General features: G+C 65.1%; 16 protein-coding genes. 10 read left to right on the forward strand and 6 right to left on the reverse strand.

Features of this window, described 5'->3' with window-relative positions:
* Positions 1-35 precede the first annotated feature (35 nt).
* Entirely contained in the window at positions 36-731 is a 696-nt protein-coding gene (locus LRS11_RS02155) for an OmpW family protein (RefSeq protein WP_260495337.1), read from the forward strand.
* A 72-nt stretch (positions 732-803) separates the two neighbouring features.
* Here the strand turns inward: LRS11_RS02155 and LRS11_RS02160 are convergent, their stop codons facing one another.
* The 6 genes from LRS11_RS02160 to LRS11_RS02185 form a co-directional block, all read right to left on the reverse strand.
* Entirely contained in the window at positions 804-1,733 is a 930-nt protein-coding gene (locus tag LRS11_RS02160) for an NAD-dependent epimerase/dehydratase family protein (RefSeq protein ID WP_260495338.1), read from the reverse strand.
* Between the two features lie 6 nt (positions 1,734-1,739).
* Positions 1,740-2,624, reverse strand: coding sequence for a sugar nucleotide-binding protein (locus LRS11_RS02165; protein ID WP_173211588.1), 885 nt, complete (start codon positions 2,622-2,624; stop codon positions 1,740-1,742).
* A 165-nt stretch (positions 2,625-2,789) separates the two neighbouring features.
* Positions 2,790-4,814 (reverse strand): neutral/alkaline ceramidase, encoded by a 2,025-nt coding sequence (locus LRS11_RS02170; RefSeq protein ID WP_260495339.1) that lies wholly within the window; start codon positions 4,812-4,814, stop codon positions 2,790-2,792.
* A gap of 268 nt (positions 4,815-5,082) precedes the next feature.
* Complete coding sequence (locus LRS11_RS02175) at positions 5,083-6,447, reverse strand: DUF1329 domain-containing protein (protein ID WP_260495340.1); 1,365 nt, start codon at positions 6,445-6,447, stop codon at positions 5,083-5,085.
* Between the two features lie 14 nt (positions 6,448-6,461).
* Positions 6,462-8,240, reverse strand: coding sequence for a DUF1302 domain-containing protein (locus LRS11_RS02180; protein WP_260495341.1), 1,779 nt, complete (start codon positions 8,238-8,240; stop codon positions 6,462-6,464).
* A gap of 141 nt (positions 8,241-8,381) precedes the next feature.
* Positions 8,382-9,035, reverse strand: a complete 654-nt coding sequence (locus tag LRS11_RS02185) for a TetR/AcrR family transcriptional regulator (protein WP_260495342.1) — start codon at positions 9,033-9,035, stop codon at positions 8,382-8,384.
* An 86-nt stretch (positions 9,036-9,121) separates the two neighbouring features.
* On the opposite strand from LRS11_RS02185, the gene LRS11_RS02190 reads away from it, so the two are divergent.
* From LRS11_RS02190 to chrA, 9 genes are all read left to right on the forward strand, one after another.
* Positions 9,122-10,711 carry an FGGY-family carbohydrate kinase gene (locus LRS11_RS02190; protein ID WP_260495343.1) on the forward strand — a complete coding sequence of 530 codons (1,590 nt, stop codon included), beginning with the start codon at positions 9,122-9,124 and terminating at the stop codon, positions 10,709-10,711.
* Complete coding sequence (locus LRS11_RS02195; RefSeq protein ID WP_260495344.1) at positions 10,708-11,337, forward strand: class II aldolase/adducin family protein; 630 nt, start codon at positions 10,708-10,710, stop codon at positions 11,335-11,337. Before LRS11_RS02190 ends, LRS11_RS02195 begins: the two co-directional genes overlap by 4 nt.
* Before the next feature lie 27 nt (positions 11,338-11,364).
* A complete protein-coding gene (locus LRS11_RS02200; protein ID WP_260495345.1) occupies positions 11,365-12,828 on the forward strand; it encodes an aspartate aminotransferase family protein in 1,464 nt (487 codons plus the stop codon).
* A 3-nt stretch (positions 12,829-12,831) separates the two neighbouring features.
* Entirely contained in the window at positions 12,832-13,443 is a 612-nt protein-coding gene (locus LRS11_RS02205; RefSeq protein WP_260495346.1) for a hypothetical protein, read from the forward strand.
* A 361-nt stretch (positions 13,444-13,804) separates the two neighbouring features.
* Positions 13,805-14,839: an AraC family transcriptional regulator gene (locus LRS11_RS02210; protein WP_260495347.1), complete on the forward strand. Its 1,035-nt coding sequence runs from the start codon at positions 13,805-13,807 to the stop codon at positions 14,837-14,839.
* Between the two features lie 170 nt (positions 14,840-15,009).
* The gene (locus LRS11_RS02215) at positions 15,010-16,410 is read left to right on the forward strand and encodes an NAD(P)/FAD-dependent oxidoreductase (RefSeq protein WP_260495348.1); all 1,401 of its coding nucleotides are present in this window, start codon (positions 15,010-15,012) and stop codon (positions 16,408-16,410) included.
* Between the two features lie 117 nt (positions 16,411-16,527).
* Positions 16,528-17,376 (forward strand): SDR family NAD(P)-dependent oxidoreductase, encoded by an 849-nt coding sequence (locus LRS11_RS02220; protein ID WP_260495349.1) that lies wholly within the window; start codon positions 16,528-16,530, stop codon positions 17,374-17,376.
* Between the two features lie 217 nt (positions 17,377-17,593).
* On the forward strand, positions 17,594-18,538 hold the full coding sequence (locus LRS11_RS02225) for a chromate resistance protein (RefSeq protein WP_260495350.1): 945 nt from the start codon (positions 17,594-17,596) through the stop codon (positions 18,536-18,538).
* Positions 18,531-19,895 carry a chromate efflux transporter gene (gene chrA / locus LRS11_RS02230; RefSeq protein ID WP_260495351.1) on the forward strand — a complete coding sequence of 455 codons (1,365 nt, stop codon included), beginning with the start codon at positions 18,531-18,533 and terminating at the stop codon, positions 19,893-19,895. The genes LRS11_RS02225 and chrA overlap by 8 nt, the downstream gene beginning before the upstream one ends.
* Positions 19,896-20,058 lie beyond the last annotated feature (163 nt).

The raw sequence follows: 20,058 nt of genomic DNA on the forward strand, positions 1-20,058 counted from the left end.
CCAACACCTATTCCTAAAACTGATTGGAGCACACCATGCGCAAGTCTCTGCTGACCGCATCCCTACTCGCCCTCGCCGTTTCCGCGCCGCTGGCCCAAGCCTTCGAAGCCGGTGACATCATCGTGCGTGCCGGCGCCATCACTGTTGCCCCGGTGGAAGACAGCAGCGAGCTGCAAGTCGGCGGCGCCGACGTAGCTGGCACCAAGGCCACCGTGGAAAGCGACACCCAGCTGGGCCTGAACTTCGCCTACATGGTCACCAACAACATCGGTATCGAGTTGCTGGCCGCCAGCCCGTTCACCCACGAGGTGGGGGTGAGAGGCGTAGACGCCGCACTGGGCACCCCTGCCGGCACCATCGATGGCCGCCTGGGCGAAACCAAGCAGCTGCCACCGACCCTGAGCGCCATCTACTACCCACTGGACAGCCAATCCGCCTTCCAGCCCTACCTCGGCCTGGGCATCAACTACACCGTCATGTTCGATGAAGACCTGAGCAGCCGCCAGGAAGCCAATGGCTTCAGCAATCTGGACATTGATGACTCGTGGGGCCTGTCCTACCAGGTAGGCATGGACTACATGCTCAGCGACAACCTGCTGCTCAACGCCCAGGTGCGCTACATCGATATCGACGTCACCGCGACCCTCGACCACAACACCCTCGGTGACGTTGAAGTGGACGTGGATATCGATCCTTTCGTGTACATGATTGGCCTGGGCTACAAGTTCTAAGAGCCCGCCAGTCGCGCAAGCAAAAAGCCCCGCCAAGTGCGGGGCTTTTTGCTTGCATCAATCGCCGCGCACTCAGCGCCCCAGCAGCCTGGCCAAGCCGTCCTGCAAGGGCGTCGCCGGGGCCAGCTGGAAGCGCTGGCGCAGCAGGTGGTTGTCCGCCCGCGAATGGCGGATATCGCCGGCACGGGCTGCGGTATGGGTCACCGCCGGCAGGCTGCCGAGCACCCCGCCAATCGCCGCGAGCAACTGGTTGAGGCTGATCGACTGGTTGTGCCCGACGTTCACCGCACCGCTCGCTACCTGCGCCTGAGTCAACGCCTGCACCAGCAGCGGCACCAGGTCGGCGACATAGAAGAAGTCGCGGGTCTGCTCGCCATCGCCGAATACGCAGATCGGTTCTCCGCTCAGAGCACGCTCGGTGAAGATGCTGATCACCCCGGAATAGGGCGAGGACGGATCCTGGCGCGGACCGAATATATTGAAGAAGCGGAAGATCGCCGGTTCCAGGCCATGCTGGCGCTGGTAGAAATCCAGGTAGAACTCGCTGGCCAGCTTGTCCGCAGCATAGGGCGTGAGCGGCGCCTTGGGCGTGTCCTCGCGCACCGCCACGCCTTCACCATTGTTGCCATACACGGCGGCGCTGGAGGCAAAGACCACACGACGTACGCCTGCTTCACGCATCGCTTCGCAAAGATTCAGGGTGCCGATGAAGTTGCTCTGGTGGGTGCTGACAGGGTCATCCACCGAGGCTTGCACCGAGGCCACTGCCGCCAGGTGGGCGACGGCCTGGCAACCAACCACCGCACGGCGCATCAGCGCAGCATCGGCAACATCGCCCTCGAGCAGCTCAAGCCGTGGATTATCCAGCGCCAGGTTGCTGCGCTGGCCGGTGGACAAGTTGTCCAGCACGCGCACTCGGTGGCCGGCGGCGAGCAGGGCATCGGTCAGGTGCGAGCCGATAAAACCGGCGCCACCGGTGACCAGGATCAGGGAATCAGACATGCGTTCTCAACTGTGTCGGTAATAGCGATCGAGCAGGGCCGGCAGGCCGGCCCGCCAGGCACGCGGCTTGATGCCGAAGGTATTGAGGATCTTCTTGCAGGCCAGTACTGCGTGCTGCGGCTCGTCGGCGGCATCCACCCGCGCGGCGTGAGCCTGAGGGCTGACTTCGAGCACCTGCAATTTATGCAGCGGCCGCGCCTCGCTGATGATCGCCTGGCCAAGCGCCAGCGGCGTGGTCGCCTCGTGGCCGCCGTAGTGATAGGTGCCCCACAGCGGAAACTGGCAATCGAGCTGCTTGAGCACGGCGATGATCACCCGCGCAGCATCGTCGACCAGGGTCGGATTGCCGCGCCGGTCATCGGCCATCAGCAGTTGCTGCTCCAGCTCGGCGCGGCGCAGGAAGCGCCCGAGCAGACCATCGGCACTGTCGTCGAGCAGCCAGCCGAAGCGCAGCAGCACATGCCGCGGACAGGTGGCCCGCACGTTCTGTTCGATACGGCGCAGGGCCTGACCGCGAATGCCCAGCGGCACCGGCTCGTCCTTCTCGCTGTAGGCCGTGGCCCGCGAGCCATCGAAGACCCGGTAGCTGGACGGTTGCAGGAGGACGATATTGTGGTGCTGACAAAGCTCGGCGAGGCGTTCGAGCGCACGCTCCTGCTGATTGAAACGCGCCTCGTCGACCGTCTCCGCCTGGAACCAGTCGAAGTAGTAGGCGAGATTGATCAGCGCATCGGGGCGCGTGTCATCGAGCAGTTGGGTGAGGCTGGCGACATCCCAGCCGCCCTCGGGTGGGCGTGGGGCAAGAAAGCCAATATCTTCCTCGGCCCCCAGGCGGATCAGCGCCTGCCCCAGGGCATTGCCGCCGCCCAGCAGCATCAGGCGCATGCGCATGGTGGTGCGGGTTACTCCAGTCACGAAAGGAACAGGCTGCAAGCAGCCAGACTGGCGGTATTTTGCGGGTTTTACCTGGGGTCGTCACCCGCAAACTGCGTTGCGCTGCGTCTTAGTCCACAGAAAGCCGCGGCAGAGCAGCCCTGCCCTGCCGCGGCGCCGCTGTTATTGCACCAGGAAGCTGCGGCTGACCCCGGAGAAGCTGGATATATCTCCGCTGCCCAGCGCCTTGCTGTCACCGTAATGTTTTAGGCGGTATTCGCCCGGCGCAGTGCCCTGGGGGATGGTCCAGCGCAGGGTGGCCTGCGAGGTGCCCCAGAAACCGTCCTTGCGCAGCCAGTGGTACTCGGTGCTCCAGTCATTGTCGCGAGCCACCGTCTGCCAGTTGCCGGCCACCTTGCGCTGCACTTCGAGGAAGGTGCCTTCGGTGCGCAGATTGTTGCGCGGGTGGCCGGTCCAGAACACCGCCTGCGCCGTGTCGCCAACACGATACTGGGCATTGACATCGCGGTCCACCTCACCGAATTGCATGCCCGCCGGCGGATTGTCGTAGAGCACAGGGGTAACGACGCTGAGCTGAGGGTAGATCAGTCTAGGGAGGGCGGGAAATTCCCAATCGTGCAGATCACGCGGCACCAGGGTGCTGACCAGCGCCTGCTGGTCGCGCAGTGCGACGGCCAGGTCATTGAACACCTGCTGGTAGGCCGCCAGGGTCCAGCGCCCGAAGTGGGTGGAGCCGCCCTCGTAGTGCTGCTTGTCGTACTCCTCGGCGGTGGTCACATAGCCGGCGTAGGCATTGGACATACCAGCCACCACCAGCAGCTGGTTGCTGCCGAGCACTCCGCGCACCGTCTCGCGCAGACGCCGCCCGGACATCACGGTGAACTCGCCGGGTACCGCGAGCAGGGCGAACTGACCGATGCGCAGGATTGATGCCGGCAATACTTCTGGGCTCCAAGGAATACCTGACGAGCCAGCTCTGCTTTGCACAAGGAGTATCGGCTTAGGTGCGTGGCAGGTGATTTCTTCCTTAGTCGGAGGAGCGAGGGATTGCATACGATCACGCCACTCTTGCGAAAAGGCGCCGTGGATACCCTCTTCAAATCCCATATTGGCACGGCCGTCCTCAGCACCGGCAGCGAAGGCATTGCCGAGGGCGGCGTTGCAGGTTTTCTGCGGCGGGCCGCCGGTGAACTCGGGGCGCACGCTGATCTTCGAGAAGTCATTGTACTGGTGGCGGAAATCCACACTGCCGGTGAGCTGCACGCTGGCATCGAGATACAGTTGCAGCGCCTTGTCGAACTGGCGGTCGCCGATAATCTCGGTATTGCGCAACTGATCATTGGTCGGCCCGGTGCCATCCAGGTTGAGGTTGGGCGTGGTATCGGCATGGTTGCTCTGGGCAAACGAGGCGACGAAGTCCGGATTGCCCTGAGCCCTGGCCCGCTCCTCGAAACGCCATTCGGCGCGGCCCTTGTTGTCGCTGGTGAGCAGGGTATTGCTATTGCTCATCGAAGTCGGATGCACGGCGAACCAACTGATCATGCCGGCGTCGCGATTGCCCTGGCGCAGGCGCAGCACCAGCATCTCCGGGTCCACCGAACTGCTATAACGCTGGCGTTCGGCCGCTGGATTGTTGTCGTAGGCCGGCTGCGAGCGGTTCTTACTGGCAGTGAGCAGTTCGCCGCGCTTGATCAGTACATGCCCGGGCCTCAAGTTTTCATGCGCCTCGGTGATGGCCTTAACGATGCCGTTGACCTGGACATCGAAGTTCTCCTTGACGAAGCCGAGGATGGTCATGTTGTACAGCGCATAGTGCGACTGACCGCCCGCCCCGCCATGGGTATGGGTGGCGCTGAGCACCAGGTTGTCCTGGGTGAAGCGCTTGTCGATAGCCTTGATACGCTCGACCACCGCCTGGTTGACCGACTGGAACAGCGCACCGGCATCCACATTGACGAACACCACGGCGGGCCCGTCGTCGGGTTCGGCGATGATGTAAGCGCGCGCATACTGGCGGTTATGGATGCCGCTGCTTTTCTGCTCGGGGTTGGCGTACCCAAACATGCCGACCTCGGCGGCGGCGCCGGTAATGTCATGTTTGCCGACGCCGACCAGGTAGTTGTCGCTGTACGCCTGCGCCCACGCAGGCAACAGGGCGCAGCAGGCCGTGAGGAATAACCGGGTCATTCTCCTTCTTGTCATCATGATTCAGCACCTTGAGCGAAACGCTCTGCAAGACTGCAAACGGGTGGCTTGAACTCAGCCGGTGGGTTTCTCAGTCGGCTCGGCTTGCGGCGGACAAAGCTCCGCCCTGCGGCAGGGCCGCAAGCTTGAACCACCAAGTTGGAAATGCATCAAGTACCCTCTCCCGTTCACGGGAGAGGGCTGGGGAGAGGGGTGTTGGCCAAGCCCTCTCCCCCAGCCCCTCTCCCACTTGTGGGAGAGGGGAGCAAGGCTACTGCGTACCTTTGCGGCGCAGGCTGGCCGGGGTGAAGTAGCTTTCCGGCGGCGCCGCCAGGAGGAACTGGCGCGGCGCCTTCTCGTTGTTGCGCAGACCGAGGGCCGAGTAGCTGCGTGCGATCAGGTCGTGGAACACCAGGTTGACCGGGGCGATGGTCGGCACCTCGTAGGCGTTCTTGCTGAACGCCAGGTTGACGTGCCACAGCTCGCCGCGGGCGTCATGGTTCTCCACCATCAGGGCGTACCAGCTGTCCTCATCCAGGTAGAAGCGGCGTTTGGCGTGCACATGGCGCTGGCCTGGGCGCAGGGTCGCTTCGACCACCCACACGCGGTGCATTTCCCAGCGGGTCAGCTCGGGGTTGAGGTGGCCCGGCTGGATCAATTCTTCCAACTTACGCCCCGGCTGCTCCATGGCGTAGTTGTGGTAAGGCACCAGCAGCGCCTGCTTGCCCAGCAGCTTCCAGTCGTAGCGGTCGGTGGCTCCGTTGTACATGTCGGTGTCGTCGGCGTAGATGCCGTCGATCGGCGTGTCGTAGGCCAGGGTCGGCGCGCGCCGTACGCGGCGCTGGCCGGGGTTGTAGATCCACGCCGAACGCGCCTCGGCGACCTGGTCGATGGGCTCATGCACCAGCAGCGCACGGCCGGCATCGCGCGAGGGCGGCAACAGCTCACTGGCGTAGGTATAGAGCTTGTTGTCCAGGCTGCCGGCATCCTTGCTCGGGCTGTAGTAGCTGGACAGCAGCTGGATGCGCTCGCGCAAAATCGAGTAGCTGCCGCTGGGAGTGACCTGGGCGGTGACCGCCACCTCGTCGATATAGCGACCCTGCCAGCGGGCGATGTGGTTCCAGATCGCCTCGCGGCCATCCGCCGGGATCGGGAAAGGCACGCCGGCATAGGCATTCAACAGGCCATTGCCGCCGTCGCCGAGGCTCGCCTGTTCGGCGTTCTTGCGGGTGTTGGCGTAGATATCCGGCGGCGCGGCGAAACTGCGGTGGCTGGGATAGACCGGCACCTTGAACGTCTGCGCATAGGTCTTCAGCAGCGCCTTGACCCCGGGGCTGAGGTTGCCCTCCTCGGCCGCCATGTTCTGCGCATCGATCACCCGCAGCGGCTGTTCGCCGGCAAATGGATCAACATGGAAACTGCCCGGCCCGGCGTAGCCGGCCGGGGCCTGGGTCAGGCCGCCGGTCCACTCGGGGATACCCTTGGCCGCGTCGCCCTGGCGCTCGGCGCCAAAGGGCGTGAGGGGGCCATCCAGCTGCGCCGCCTGCTCGGCGCTGACCTTGGCCTGGGCGGCCAATGGCAGCAGCAGACCCAGCGAAAGCAGGACGGAACGGGCACGCAAAGCATTTCTAGTCATTGTGGTTCCTGCCGTCAGAAGGAGTAGGTGACGTTGAGGGCGACGTGGTCGCGGTCAATCAACGCGTTGTCTTTGCGCGCGCCCCAGAACGAGGTGTAGGCGAGCTTGCCGCCTAGCTTCTGGCCGTACTTGCCGCCCAGTTCGAGGGTCGCCGACTTGCGTCCCTGGATGAAGTTCTCGTTGAGTGACGGCGAAGTGCCGGAGACGTCCTGGCGGAAGGTCAGGCCCGGCAGCAGATCGAGGTTGGGCCGCACGTCCTGGATCAGCCCGGAGACGTTCAGCGTGTAACCCCAGGCGAAGGAGTCCAGGTATTCGTAGTTGACCGTATCGAGCAGGCTGCCCGGCACATGGTTGAACGCCACCTCGCCGAGCATGATCAGGTCATCCAGGCCGAGTACCGGGCCGAAGGTGTGGATGGTCGAAACCGAGCCGGTATACAGCTCGTGGCGCTTGTACAGATCGATATTGCTGCGCGAGTCGTTGGCCGAGCCGTCACCGAACTCGCCCAGGTCGATGCTGCCGCCGCTCGCCCCACCCGCGCCCAGGGCATCACCGGCCAGTTGCTCCAGCTCATAGATCATCGAGGGCTCCAGCGGCGCGTTGGGCCGGTAAGCCAGCTCGCCGGCCACGCTGGTGTCGCCGATGGTGCCGGACACGCTGAGGCCGAACAGGCGGATGTCCTCGGGATAGATGAAGTCGTAGTAGGTGCTGTCGAGCAGGGCCAGGCCATCGACAGTCGAGTCGAGGCCAAAGCCGCACAAGCCGCTGAACTGCCCAGCCGTTCCGTTGCTACAAGCAAACGACTGGCCCTTCTGGATGCTCAGGAACGGCACCTTGCTGTGGTAGTTGAGGTAATACAGGCTGAACTCGGTGTTGTTCCACTCCTCGACCAGGTAGCGCAGGGCCACGCCGAACTGGCCGTCGTCGCGGGCGTCGTGCTCCTCACCATAACGGGCGCCAGCGACTATGCCGCTCTCGCCATTCAGCCCCGGCACCAGCTCGGCCAGGTCGCCCAGGTCATTGCGCAGATCGACCAGCACGCCGTTGCTGCCCTTGCCGAAGTAGTCCTGGTTGTTGAGGAAGGCACCGGTGGGGATCAGTTCGTGGCCTTTCCACTCCAGGCCGTAGAAGGCCTCGACGCTGAGTGCGTCGGTCAGGCCAAGCTGGCCGGAGATCATGTTGGTCGGCAGCAGAGCGTCCTTGAGGCTGGCGTTGGGCAACACCACTCGGCCGATGTCCACCGGGTTGATCACGTTGATCCCGTCGGCGTAGTAGATGCCCTCGCCCCAGTTGATCACCTGGCGCCCGAGTCGCAGGCTGGCCGGCATCTCGCCGATATAGCGGTTGGTGTAGAGGTAGGCGTCGAGCAGGCGCGAACGGTGGCCGGCACGGTTCTCCAGATCGGAGGGGTAACGCTCGTCACTGTCGGTGTTGTGGGTTTCGAAGCCATCGCTACTGGGGTCGTTGTCCATGATCTGGGTGTCGTACCAGGCCGTACCGCGGACGAACAGGCCGTCCTGCTCGGTGCGCACGTGCAGCTCCGAAGTCAGCTTGAACTCGTTGGAGACAAAGCCACGGTCGTAGTACTCGCTGCCATCGTTGTTGTTGGCAAAGATGTTCTGCCCGTTGCTGTAGATGCGCTCGGGACCGGTGGTGCGGTACACCGAGGTGTACTCGGCCACGCTTTCCAGCGAGGTGGTGACATTCGGCCCGGTATCGATCTCGAAGGCCTGGGCCTGCATCCCCCAGATCCCTATCCCGACTGCCAGCGCTATTTTGCTTTTGTTATGCATGCTGCTGCCCCCTAGTGGTGATGTGACGAAATTAGCCGAGTTGCGAGAACCTCCATGGGGCAGATTCGGACAAAAAACGATGCCGAAAGGGCCCCTCAACATCTTCTTCATGTTTGCCGCACGGCCCACCGCGCGGCGCGGCTACACCTGCCGGGCAAAAGCCTGCAAGCTGCTGGCGTAGACGAATTGCAGGGTCTTTTTTAGCTGCACCAGGGTGCGCGAGCGCTGCGGTTCGGGCAGCTCCAGGGCCAGCTTGGTCACCGAGCTGCCGGCCTCGCACAGCAGCAGCGCCAGGCCATGCACCAGCTCGGCATCGGCCGTCGGCTGGGCGGCGCAGATGGCGCTGCCGACCAGCTCGGCGGTGGCCAGGGTGTCGGCACTGTTCAGCGCACGCAGTTCCGGTGACGCGGCGACGCAGCCCCAGACCTCGACGAAGCCGGGATGGCTGACCTGGATATCCACCATAAGGTCGATCAGCCGTTCGATCAGCGCCCCCGGCGCCCCGTCGAGCAGCGCCAGATCGGCCTGCAGGCGCTCGCCGACGCTGCCGGTGTAGCGCTGCCAGACCTCCTGGACGATGGCCAGCTTGGTCGGGAAATACAGGTACAGCGAGGCGATCGGCAGGCCTACCTCGCGGGCGATTTCGCGCATCGACACCGCCTCGTAGCCGCGCGCGGCGATCAGTTCCAGGGCCACCGCAAGGATCGCCTCGAAGCGCGCCTGGCTACGCTCCTGCTTGGGTTCGCGACGGACCCGCGTTACCGGCGGGGTGCTTGACAAAGTTTTGTTGGCCACAGCATTCTCGAAAACATGAGCAATGCTTATGTTTTAGCGTGACTCTCACAAAATGGGAAGAGGCTGATGAATTTGAGGCGAGAACTGTGAGCCAAGACGAGCGCCTGGTACTGGCGGTAGACCTTGGCAGCTCCGGCTGCAAGACCGCGCTGGTCGGCCTCGATGGCCGGGTGCTGGCCTTCGCCTTCCGCCCGGTGAGCAGCCATGTGCTGCCCGGTGCCGGCGTCGAGCAGTGCCCGGAAGACTGGTGGCAGGCCTTTCTCGACAGCGCTGGCGAAGTGCTGCACGACAATCCCGGCAGCGCGGCAGAGGTGGTCGCCATCGCCTGCTCCTGCCAGGGCGAAGCCACCCTGCCGGTGGACCGCGACGGCAACCCGCTGGCCCGCGCCATGCTGTACATGGACATGCGCGGCCAGGCCGCCGTGCAGCGCCAGGTCGGTGGGCGCCTGCCGCGCGTGGCCGGCTACGACCCGCTGAAACTGTGGCGCTGGTTGCGCCTGACCGGCGGCGCCCCGGCGCTGTCCGGCAAGGACCCGTTCGGCCATATCGCCTTTATCCGCGAAGCAATGCCCGAGCTGTACGCGCGCACCGCCAAGTTCCTCAACGTCCTCGACTTCATGAACCTGCGCCTGACCGGGCGCACCGTCGCCACGGTCGACTCGGCCCTGACCACCTGGGGCACCGACAACCGCGACCCGGCCAATATCCGCTACGACGATGGCCTGCTGCGCCTGGCCGGTCTGCAACGCGAACAGTTGCCGGAACTGGTGCGCTGCAGCGACGTACTCGGCCCGCTGCGCCCGGTGGTGGCCGAAAAACTCGGCCTGCCCAGCGGCGTGCCGGTGGTTGCCGGCGCGGTGGACAACAGCGCCTCGGCCCTCGGTTCCGGCGCGGTGGCGGATAACGCCCTGCACCTGTACGTCGGCACCTCGTCGTGGATTGGCGCCCATGTGGCGCAGAAGAAAACCAACCTATTCAAGCAGATCGCCGCCGTGCCCTGCGCCCTGCCCAACCGCTACCTGATGATGGTCATGCAGTCGGCCGCCGGGGCCAACCTGAGCTTCCTGCGCGACCGCATCCTCTACGCCAAGGACGCCCTGCTGCAGGACGAAGCGCGCCCGGATGTGTACCGCATCCTCGACGAAATCGCCGCCGGCGTGCCAGCCGGCGCCCGTGGCCTGATCTACCTGCCCTGGCTGATGGGCGAACGCAGCCCGGTGGACGACGGCAACCTGCGCGCCGGCCTGCTCAATCTGAGCCTGGAGCACGCCCGCGAAGACATGGTGCGGGCCTTCCTCGAAGGCGTGGCGCTGAACACGCGCTGGATGATGGACGCGGTCGAAGGCTTCCTCGGCCAGGCGGCACGGGAAATCACCCTGGTCGGTGGCGGTGGCCAGTCCGATGTGTGGAGCCAGATCTTCGCCGACGTGCTGGGCATCACCGTGCACCAGCCAGAACAGCCAATCCAGGCCAACGCCCGCGGCGCGGCCTTCCTCGCCGGGGTCGGCATCGGCGCCATGCAATTTGCCGATATTCCGCAGCGGGTCGCACTGCGCCGCAGCTTCGAACCGAGCGCCGGCAACCGCCAGCGCTACACCGACAGCTACGCCACCTTCCGCGCCGCGCACAAGGCGCTGGCGCCGTTCTACGCCAGCCTGCACGGAGCCAAGCCATGAACCTCACACAACAGGCCTGCGAACAGGTGGTGCGCACCGCCGTGGCGCTGGCCGACCAGGGTTACCTGGCCGGGGTCGGCGGCAACCTGGCGCTGCGCATCGACGCCGAGCACTTTGCCGTCACCCCTTCGGCCAGCGACTACTACGCCATGGCCCCGGACGATATCTGCGTGCTGCGCCTGAGCGACCTCAAGCAACTCGCCGGCCACGGCAAGCCCTCGGTGGAAAGTGGCCTGCACGCCTGTATGTTCAAGGCTCGCCCGGATTGCCGGGCCAGCGTGCACACCCACCAGCCGGTGGCCAGCGCCTTCACCCTGCTCGACCGGCCATTGCCGATCACCGATGACGAAGCGCGTCGGCTGATCGGCGGCGATGTGCCGATGTGCGCCTACGCCCCCTCCGGCACCAGTTGGCTGGCCAGCAATGTCGGCAAGCGCGTGCGCTTCGACCTGAATGCCTACCTGATGCGCAACCACGGCGCGGTGTGCCTCGGCGCCAGCCTCGACGACGCCTGCCGCGTGGTGCGCCTGCTTGAGCAGGAAGCCGTGCGCTGGTTCCAGCGCGCCCTCGCCGCCCAGCCCGATAACCGCCAGTTCCAGCAGGCCCTGGCTGCGCTGAATTCCTAGCCCCGAATTATTAGAAGAGAACCCGCGATGAACGCCTCCACTCAGCCTGACCCGCAAACCTCCGGCATCTCCCACTGGCCGGACACCGACGCCATCGACACACGCCTCAAGGCGCTGATCAAGCAGCCGATCCGGCCGATCCGCCGGGAAAACATGGACAAGGTGCTCGGCTACTTCGACAACCAGTGCCAGGCCTCCAAGCGCCTCGCCGAACAGGCCGCAACGGTGATCCCCGGCGGCGTGCAGCACAACCTGGCGTTCAACTACCCGTTCGCCCTGGCGATGAAGAGTGCCCAGGGCGCGCACCTGGAAGACGTCGACGGCAACCGCTACATCGACTTCCTCCAGGCCGGCGGCCCGACCCTGCTCGGCAGCAACGATGCGGTGGTGCAGGCAAAGGTCATCGAGACCCTGCGCGACTGCGGCCCGGTCACCGGCCTGCTGCACGAGTACGAATTCAAGCTGGCCGAACTGGTGTGCCGCCATGTGCCGTCGGTGGAAATGTTCCGCATGCTCGCCTCCGGCACCGAGTCGGTGATGGGCGCCATCCGCCTGGCCCGCGCCTACACCGGCAAGAAATGGGTGATCAAGATCGGCGGCGCCTACCACGGCTGGAGCGACCAGCTGGTGTACGGCATGCGCATTCCCGGAACCGGGCGGCGTGAAGCCGTGGGCATCCCGCGCGGTGCCACGTCGCACACACAGGAGAGCTTTCCCAACGACCTTGCGGCGATTCGCCGGCGCCTGCAAATCAACCGCCTGCGCGGCGGCACCGCAGCGATCATCGTCGAGCCGCTCGGCCCGGAAAGCGGCACCCGCCCGGCGCGCAAAGACTTCAACGCCAACCTGCGCAAGCTGAGCGACGAGTTCGGCGCGCTGCTGATCTTCGACGAGGTGGTCAGCGGCTTCCGCGTCGGCCTGTCCGGCGCCCAGGGTTACTTCAATGTGAAACCGGACCTGACCATCTTCGGCAAGTGCCTGACCGGCGGCTACCCGATGGCCGGCGGCATCGGCGGGCGGCGCGAGGTGATGATGCTGCTGGCCGGCGGCATCGGCGGCAAGCAGACCAAGCGCGCCTTCGTCGGCGGCACCCTGACGGCCAACCCACTGTCCTGCGTAGCCGGCTACTACAGCCTGATTGAGATGGAGAAGCGCAACGCGCCCTTCCTCGCCGGTCGTGCCGGTGACCGCCTCACCGCCGGCCTGGCGCAGATCATCGAACGCCGCGGCCTGCCCTACGTGGTCTACAACCAGGGCTCGGTGGTGCACCTGCAAACCTCCGGTGTGCTGCTGCTCAACGTGCGCAACCCGATCCAGCTGCTGCGCGAGGTCAACCCGCGCAAGCACATGATGGAAGAGATGGGCGCCGCCTACATGGCCCACGGCCTGGTGACCCTGGCCGGCAGCCGCATGTACACCAGCGCCGCCGACACCGACGCGATCATCGACGAGGCGCTCAATCGCTTCGACGATGTGTTCGGGCTGGTCTGAGCCATGCACGACGAACTGCTGCAGGCCGGCGCGCGGATGAGCGCCAAGGGCTTTCTCAATGATGCAGGCGACAGCCTGTCGCTGCTGCTGCCGGGCACCGGGCGCATGCTCCTGCTGCTGGCGGGCGAGGCGCCGCGCGAAGTCGAACTGAACCAGGCCGCCACCGGCCTGGCCGCCCTGCACGCGCAGGTCTACCGGCTGCGTGGCGATGCCGGCGCGGCGGCCACCCTGAGCCCGTGCTGGAGCCTGCAACTGGGCGCGCTGAGCGAAGCCATGCCGTCGGTGTTCGACGAGCAGGCGCGGCATATCGGCCGCTCCTGGGCACCAGCCGTTGCCGGGCAACTGCCCGCCGTGCTCGCCGCTGGCGGCAACGCCGGGCTGGTCGACGGTCGCCTGCTGGCCGTCGGCGTCACGCGCAACCGCATGCTGTTCAATGCCGAACTGTTCGAGAAATGCGCCATGGCCTACGTGCTGGCGCGCCTCGGTGGTGGCCGGGTGAAAAAAGTACCGTGGTGGGTGCGCCTGATCGCCGGCCGGCGCCTGATCAAGGACCAGGCCAACGCCGCCACCCAGCACGCCGCCGGACAGGCATCCGCCGAGCTGGGGGCCTATTGAGTAGAGCAGGTGAAACCCGCGTGCAGGCTACGCCGGCTAACGCGGGTTTCACCCGCCCTACTCGATTGCATGGAGCCACTGCGGAAGCCCCCTCTCCCGTTTACGGGAGAGGGCTGGGGAGAGGGTGCTCGTAGGGTGGATGACGCTCTTTTTCATCCACCAATGTCCCGCTCGGTGGATCGGTGAAGCGTGATCCACCCTACGTGATGACGCCCCCTCTCCCACGCGTGGCAGCGGGGAGCTATGGCGCCGCGCAGCACGCTCGTGCTAACTATAAAAAACGGCCCACCCCGGTGGGCCGTCATAACAACAAGAACCAGGCGCTCGACGCCAGATAACGACCTCCTGCCGGAGCGTGCCCATGAAACCCATCGCCGACCCGCGCTATTCCGAGGCCTCCGCGCCGCCACATATCTCGCGCTTCCTCCTGCAGCACGTCGCCGCCATCGGCCGCGACCCGGCCCAGCTCTGCCGTGGCCTGGGCTTCGAGCCGGACGACCTGAAGAAGCCCGACTATCGCCTGTCCTACCGGCAGAGCTACCTGCTGGTGCGGCGCGCCCTGCAAACCCTTGACGACAGCGGCCTGGGCCTGACCGTGGGGCATCGGCAGACGGCCGTGTCCTGGGGTCTGGTGGGCATGGCCATGCTCGCCAGCCCGACCCTGGGCGAGGCACTCGACCTGGCCATCCGCTACCAGCGCCACACCGGCGCCCTGCTCGACTACGAGATGGAGCTGCGCGGCGGGCGCTGCCTGGTGTCCGCCAGCACGCGCTTCTTCGACCCGGAAGTGGCGGTGTTCTACCTCGAAGAAGCCTTCTCCAGCGCCCAGGCCATCGTCCGCCATCTGTCTGGCCAGGACCTGACCATCGACAGGATCGAACTGGAATACCCGCGCCCGCCACACTGGAAACGCTATGCGGAGATCTTCCGCTGCCCGGTCAAGTTCGGCGCCGGGCACAGCCTGATCGCCTTCGACGCGCGCTGGCTGCAACTGCCGCTGCCGACCCGCGACGACTACGTCGCCGCCGAGATCGCCACGCTGCTCGACAGCGCCCGCTGGGAGCAACACGGCAGTTCCGACCTGATCGAGACCATCCAGCGCGAAGTACGCAAGAACCTCTGCCGCCCGCCACAACTGGCCGAACTGGCGCAGCAGCTCAACCTCGGCGAACGCACCCTGCGCCGGCGCATCGATGAAGCCGGGCTGTCCTACCACGGCATCATCGACTCGCTACGCCGGGCCAAGGCCCTGGCCCTGCTCAGCCACCGCGACAGCCGGCTGATCGACGTGGCCAGCGAAACCGGCTTCAGCGACGTACGCAACTTCCGCCGCGCCTTCAAACGCTGGACCGGCGTGGCCCCGCGCGAAGCCCGCCGACAGATCCACCCGGCCTGATCCCCCTACCAACGTAGGGCGGGTGCAACCCGCGGGGAGCGCAACGCGGGTTTCACCCGCCCTACCCACTTGTCCGTTTCTGCCCCCTTTCGCGGCCATCTCGCCCCTGCTGGCCTCATCGACGCTTGGCTAACGTGGACTCATCGCCACTACCCAGAGCGGAGACTCCCGTGAGCACAGCGAACAACAACATTCAGGATTGCGGCGACGCCGTATGCATCATCGGCGGCGGCCCCGGCGGCCTGTGCATGGCCCGTGCGCTCAAGCGCCAGGGCCTGGACTACGAGCAGTTCGAACGGCACAGCGATGTCGGCGGCGTGTGGGACATAACCAACCCCGGCACGCCGATGTACGAGTCCGCGCACTTCATCTCCTCGCGTGACCTCTCGGGCTTCCTCGACTTCCCGATGCCCAAGCACTTCCCCGACTACCCGAGCAACCAGCAGATCCTCGAATACGCCCGCGCCTTCGCCCGTGCCTTCGACCTCTACGACAAGATCCGCTTCAACACCGCCGTCGAGCATGTGGCCAAGCGCGAAGACGGGCGCTGGCAGGTCACCCTCAGCAGCGGCGAGCAGCGCTGCTACCGCGCCGTGGTCTGCGCCACCGGCTGCAACTGGGACCCGAACATGCCGGAGGTCAAAGGCCAGTTCAACGGCGAGATCCGCCACTCGGTGACCTTCAAGAAGGCCGACGAATTCAACGGCAAGCGCGTGCTGATCATCGGTGCCGGCAACTCCGGCGCCGACATTGCCTGCGACGCCGCTACCCACGCCAGCAAGGCCTTTATCAGCCTGCGCCGTGGCTACCACTTCATTCCCAAGCACCTGTTCGGCCTGCCCGCCGATGAGGTCAGCGAGAAAGGTCCGCACCTGCCGATCTGGCTGGTGCGCCCGGTGTTCAGCCTGATCCTGCGCCTGATCAACGGCGACCTGACCCGCTTCGGCCTGCCCAAGCCGGACCACAAGCTGTTCGAGAGCCACCCGCTGATGAACACCCAGCTGCTGCACTACCTGCAGCACGGCGACATCCAGGTGAAACCGGACATCAGCCACTTCGAAGGCGACCATGCGGTGTTCAAGGACGGCAGCCGCGAGGCGCTTGACCTGGTGCTCTACGCCACCGGCTACAAGTGGAGCTGCAAATACGCCGCCGACTACTTCGAATGGAAGGGCGGCCGCCCGCAGATGTACCTGTCGATCTTCAGCCGTCAGCACCACAACCTGTTCGGCATCGGCTACCTGGAAACCAACTCCAGCGCCTACAAACTGTTCGACAACGAGGCCCACGCCGTCGCCTGCTACCTGCGCGACCAACTGCTGCGCCCCGAGCAGGCGCGCCAGTTCGAGCAGCTGATCGCCAACGACAACCCCGACCTGTCCGGCGGCATCAGCTTCGTCAAATCCCAGCGCCACGAGGTGTACCTGGAAGTCCACGCGCTCAAGACGCACCTGCGCAAACTGCGCCAGACCCTGGGCTGGGGCGAACTGGACGACGGCTACTACGCCACCCTGCGCAAGCACCCCGGCTTCCCGGCGGCGCCCCTGCAGCAGGCGCAGCACGCACTCTGAGTAGCCCGGACTTCAGTCCGGAATCCGCCCACCCCGGACTGAAGTCCGGGCTACTGGTAGCGCGCCATGGGCAACATGCCTGGCGGTCGTTAACAGGATATGAACCGGAGCAGTCCCATGAATGAAGTGGTAGTGATTACCGGCGCGGCCGGCGGCATCGGCCAGGCCATCTGCGCCAAGCTGATCCAGCGCGGCATGCGCCTGGTGCTGGTCGACATCCACGCCGAACGCCTGGCCCAAGTAGCCGCGCGCCTCGGCGAACAGGCCACCCCTTTCGCCGCCGACCTCACCGACCACGGCGCCCTGCAGCGCCTGATGGAAACGGTGGAGGAAAAATTCGGCCGCATCGACATCCTCATCAACAACGCCGCCATCACCACCGTCGAACCCTTCGACACGCGCTCGGTGGAAAGCATCGTCGGCGAGCTCAACATCAACCTGATCTCGCCGCTGGTGCTGACCCGCCTGGCCATCCCCCTGCTGCAACGCTCGGCCGATGCACGGGTGATCTCCACGGTATCCATCGGCGGCATCTTCCCGATGCCCGAGTCACCCATCTACAGCGCCAGCAAGTTCGGCCTGCGCGGCGCCATGCTGTCGATCGGCCTGGACCTGGAAGCCAAGGGCATCAAGGTCGGCTCGATCCTGCCGGCCGCCACCGAAACGCCGATGCTACAGAAAGAAGCCATCGACGGCGGCAACGCCCTGCAGTTCATGGACCCGCCGCAACAGCCGGAAGACGTCGCCGACCAGGTCCTGCTGATGCTCGACAAGCCCTGCCTGGAGCGCACGCCCAAGGCCAGCGAATCGTGGATCTCCAGCCTGGCCATGCTCTTCCCCAACCTGCTGCCACGGAGCATCCGCGTGTTCAAGAAACGCGGCGAAAAAGGCATGCAGCGCTACCTGGAATCCCTCGGCGAACGCGGCCTGGCGCAGCGGGTGGATGGGCGCTGGGAGTTGAAGTAGAAGGCTCCGAGGAGAACCAACAAGCCCGCGTTTGCGGGCTTGTTGGTTTCAGGGAGATTCGAGTTTCGTAGTGGGGAAGTATTTCAAGTCCTGACGCACCAAGAGTCAGCCCGACACCGCCGGCTCTGCTCCGATAAATGGCTGCGCCCGCGGGGCTTCACAATCACCGCACCGATGCTAATGTAGAGATTATTACCTAATCAGTATCTCCCTCTACATGAACAATTGGCTGTCCCTGATCATCGCCCTACCGACCGCTAACGCCACAGAGCGTATGCGCGCCTGGCGTGCCCTCAAGAGCAGTGGCGCTGCCGTGCTGCGCGATGGTGTCTATTTGCTGCCCGACAATTGCGCCTGCCGCGAAGCGTTGGAAGCTGTTGAGCGCGACATCCTGGGTAGCAATGGCACAGCCTTTCTGTTGCCCATCGATGATCCCCATGGCGAGCGCTTTATCGAGCTGTTCGACCGTAGCGAGGACTACACCAAGCTGCGCGTCGAGATCGAGGCGTATCAGGCCCAGCTGACTTCGGATAACGCCCTCGCCAGCACCAAGCAGGTACGCAAGCTGCGCAAGGCATTTGCTCAGGTGGCGGCCATCGACTTCTTCCCTGCGGCAGCGCGGCAACAGACCGACATGGCCCTCAAAACCCTGGAAACAGCCATCAGTCGGGCGCTGTCGCAGGATGAGCCGAGCAGTCACGATCAGCCTATCGAACAGCTTGATCGTCGCGACTACCAAGGCCGCCTCTGGGCTACGCGCAAGCGGCCCTGGGTTGACCGCCTGGCCAGCGCCTGGCTGATCCGCCGCTGCATAGATCCGACGGCCAGCATTCTCTGGCTGGACTCGCCCCGCGATTGCCCTGCCGAGGCGCTGGGTTTCGATTTCGACGGGGCAACCTTCAGTCACGTCGGCAGTCGCGTCACCTTCGAAACCCTGCAAGCCAGCTTTGCGCTGGTTGAGCCAGGTCTAAGCCGCATCGCGGCGCTGGTGCATTACCTGGATGTCGGTGGCGCTCAACCCACCGAGGCGGCCGGCATCGAGCGTGTACTGGCCGGCCTGCGCGAAACCATCGGCAACGATGACCACCTGCTGACCGCTGCCTGCGCCATCTTCGATGGGCTACTGGCGGCATTTGTAAAAGACGAGAGCCCTGATGAATGAGACCACACTGCCGCCTGTAGAACAGGATCTGCCGCGTACCGAGCCTGTCAGCTTGCTCCAGGCTTTTTTGTTCTGGCTAAAACTCGGTTTCATCAGCTTCGGTGGCCCCGCCGGGCAGATCTCGATCATGCACCAGGAGCTGGTGGAGCGCCGGCGCTGGATCTCTGAACGGCGTTTTCTGCATGCCCTGAACTACTGCATGCTGCTGCCCGGCCCGGAGGCCCAACAGCTGGCCACCTATATCGGCTGGCTGATGCACCGCAGCTGGGGCGGCGTGATTGCCGGGGTGCTGTTCGTGCTGCCCTCGCTGTTTATCCTGATCGCGCTGTCATGGGTCTATATCGCCTTCGGCGATGTGCCGGTGGTGGCTGGGCTGTTCTACGGAATCAAGCCCGCCGTAACCGCCATCGTGGTGCAGGCTGCTCACCGCATCGGCTCCCGTGCGCTGAAGAACAACTGGCTGTGGGCGATAGCTGCGGCCTCGTTCGTGGCGATCTTTGCCCTTAACCTGCCGTTCCCGCTGATCGTGCTGGGCGCTGCGGTGATCGGTTATTTCGGCGGGCGTTTCGCCCCAGAGAAGTTCAGCATCGGTGGCGGGCATGGCACTAGCAAGCAGTCTTACGGCCCAGCGCTGATCGATGACGACACCCCGACACCGGAGCACGCGCGCTTCCGCTGGCCACGCCTGGTCTTGCTGGCGGCGCTAGGCGTGGCGCTGTGGGCATTGCCCATGGGCTTGTTGACCGCCCTGTTCGGCTGGGAAGGCACGCTGACGCAGATGGGCTGGTTCTTCACCAAGGCCGCGTTGCTGACCTTCGGCGGCGCCTATGCGGTGCTGCCCTATGTCTACCAGGGCGCGGTCGGCCATTACGGCTGGCTGACCCCGACGCAGATGATCGACGGCCTGGCCCTGGGTGAAACCACCCCGGGGCCGCTGATCATGGTGGTGGCCTTCGTCGGTTTCGTCGGTGCCTATGTGCAGCAGGTGTTCGGTGCCGACCAAGCCTTCCTGGCTGGAGCCGTGGCCGCCAGCCTGGTCACCTGGTTCACCTTCCTGCCGTCCTTCCTGTTCATTCTCGCGGGCGGCCCGCTGGTGGAGTCGACCCACAACGAACTGAAGTTCACCGCGCCGCTGACGGCCATCACCGCCGCCGTGGTCGGGGTGATCCTCAACCTGGCGTTGTTCTTCGGCTACCACGTGCTCTGGCCGCAGGGCTTCGCGGGGACTTTCGACTGGCCTTCGGCGCTGATTGCCGTGGCGGCAGCGGTGGCCTTGTTCCGCTTCAAGCGTGGCGTGATCCAGGTGCTGGCGGCCTGCGCCCTGGCCGGACTGGTGGTGCACCTGCTGCAAAACTAAAGAGGTGAGCGATGAGCCGAATCTCCATATGCGAACTGACGGAATGGCAAGCCGCAGGGCGGATGCTCACTCTGCTGGATGGCCAACGACCCCAGCCCAGACTGAATACAATTTGCCCCCGAATACCCTGGGCCATGAAAATGGCTGCCTCGTTCAAGGAATT

It is taken from the genome of Pseudomonas sp. J452, from assembly GCF_024666525.1.
In the GTDB taxonomy this organism is placed as follows: domain Bacteria; phylum Pseudomonadota; class Gammaproteobacteria; order Pseudomonadales; family Pseudomonadaceae; genus Aquipseudomonas.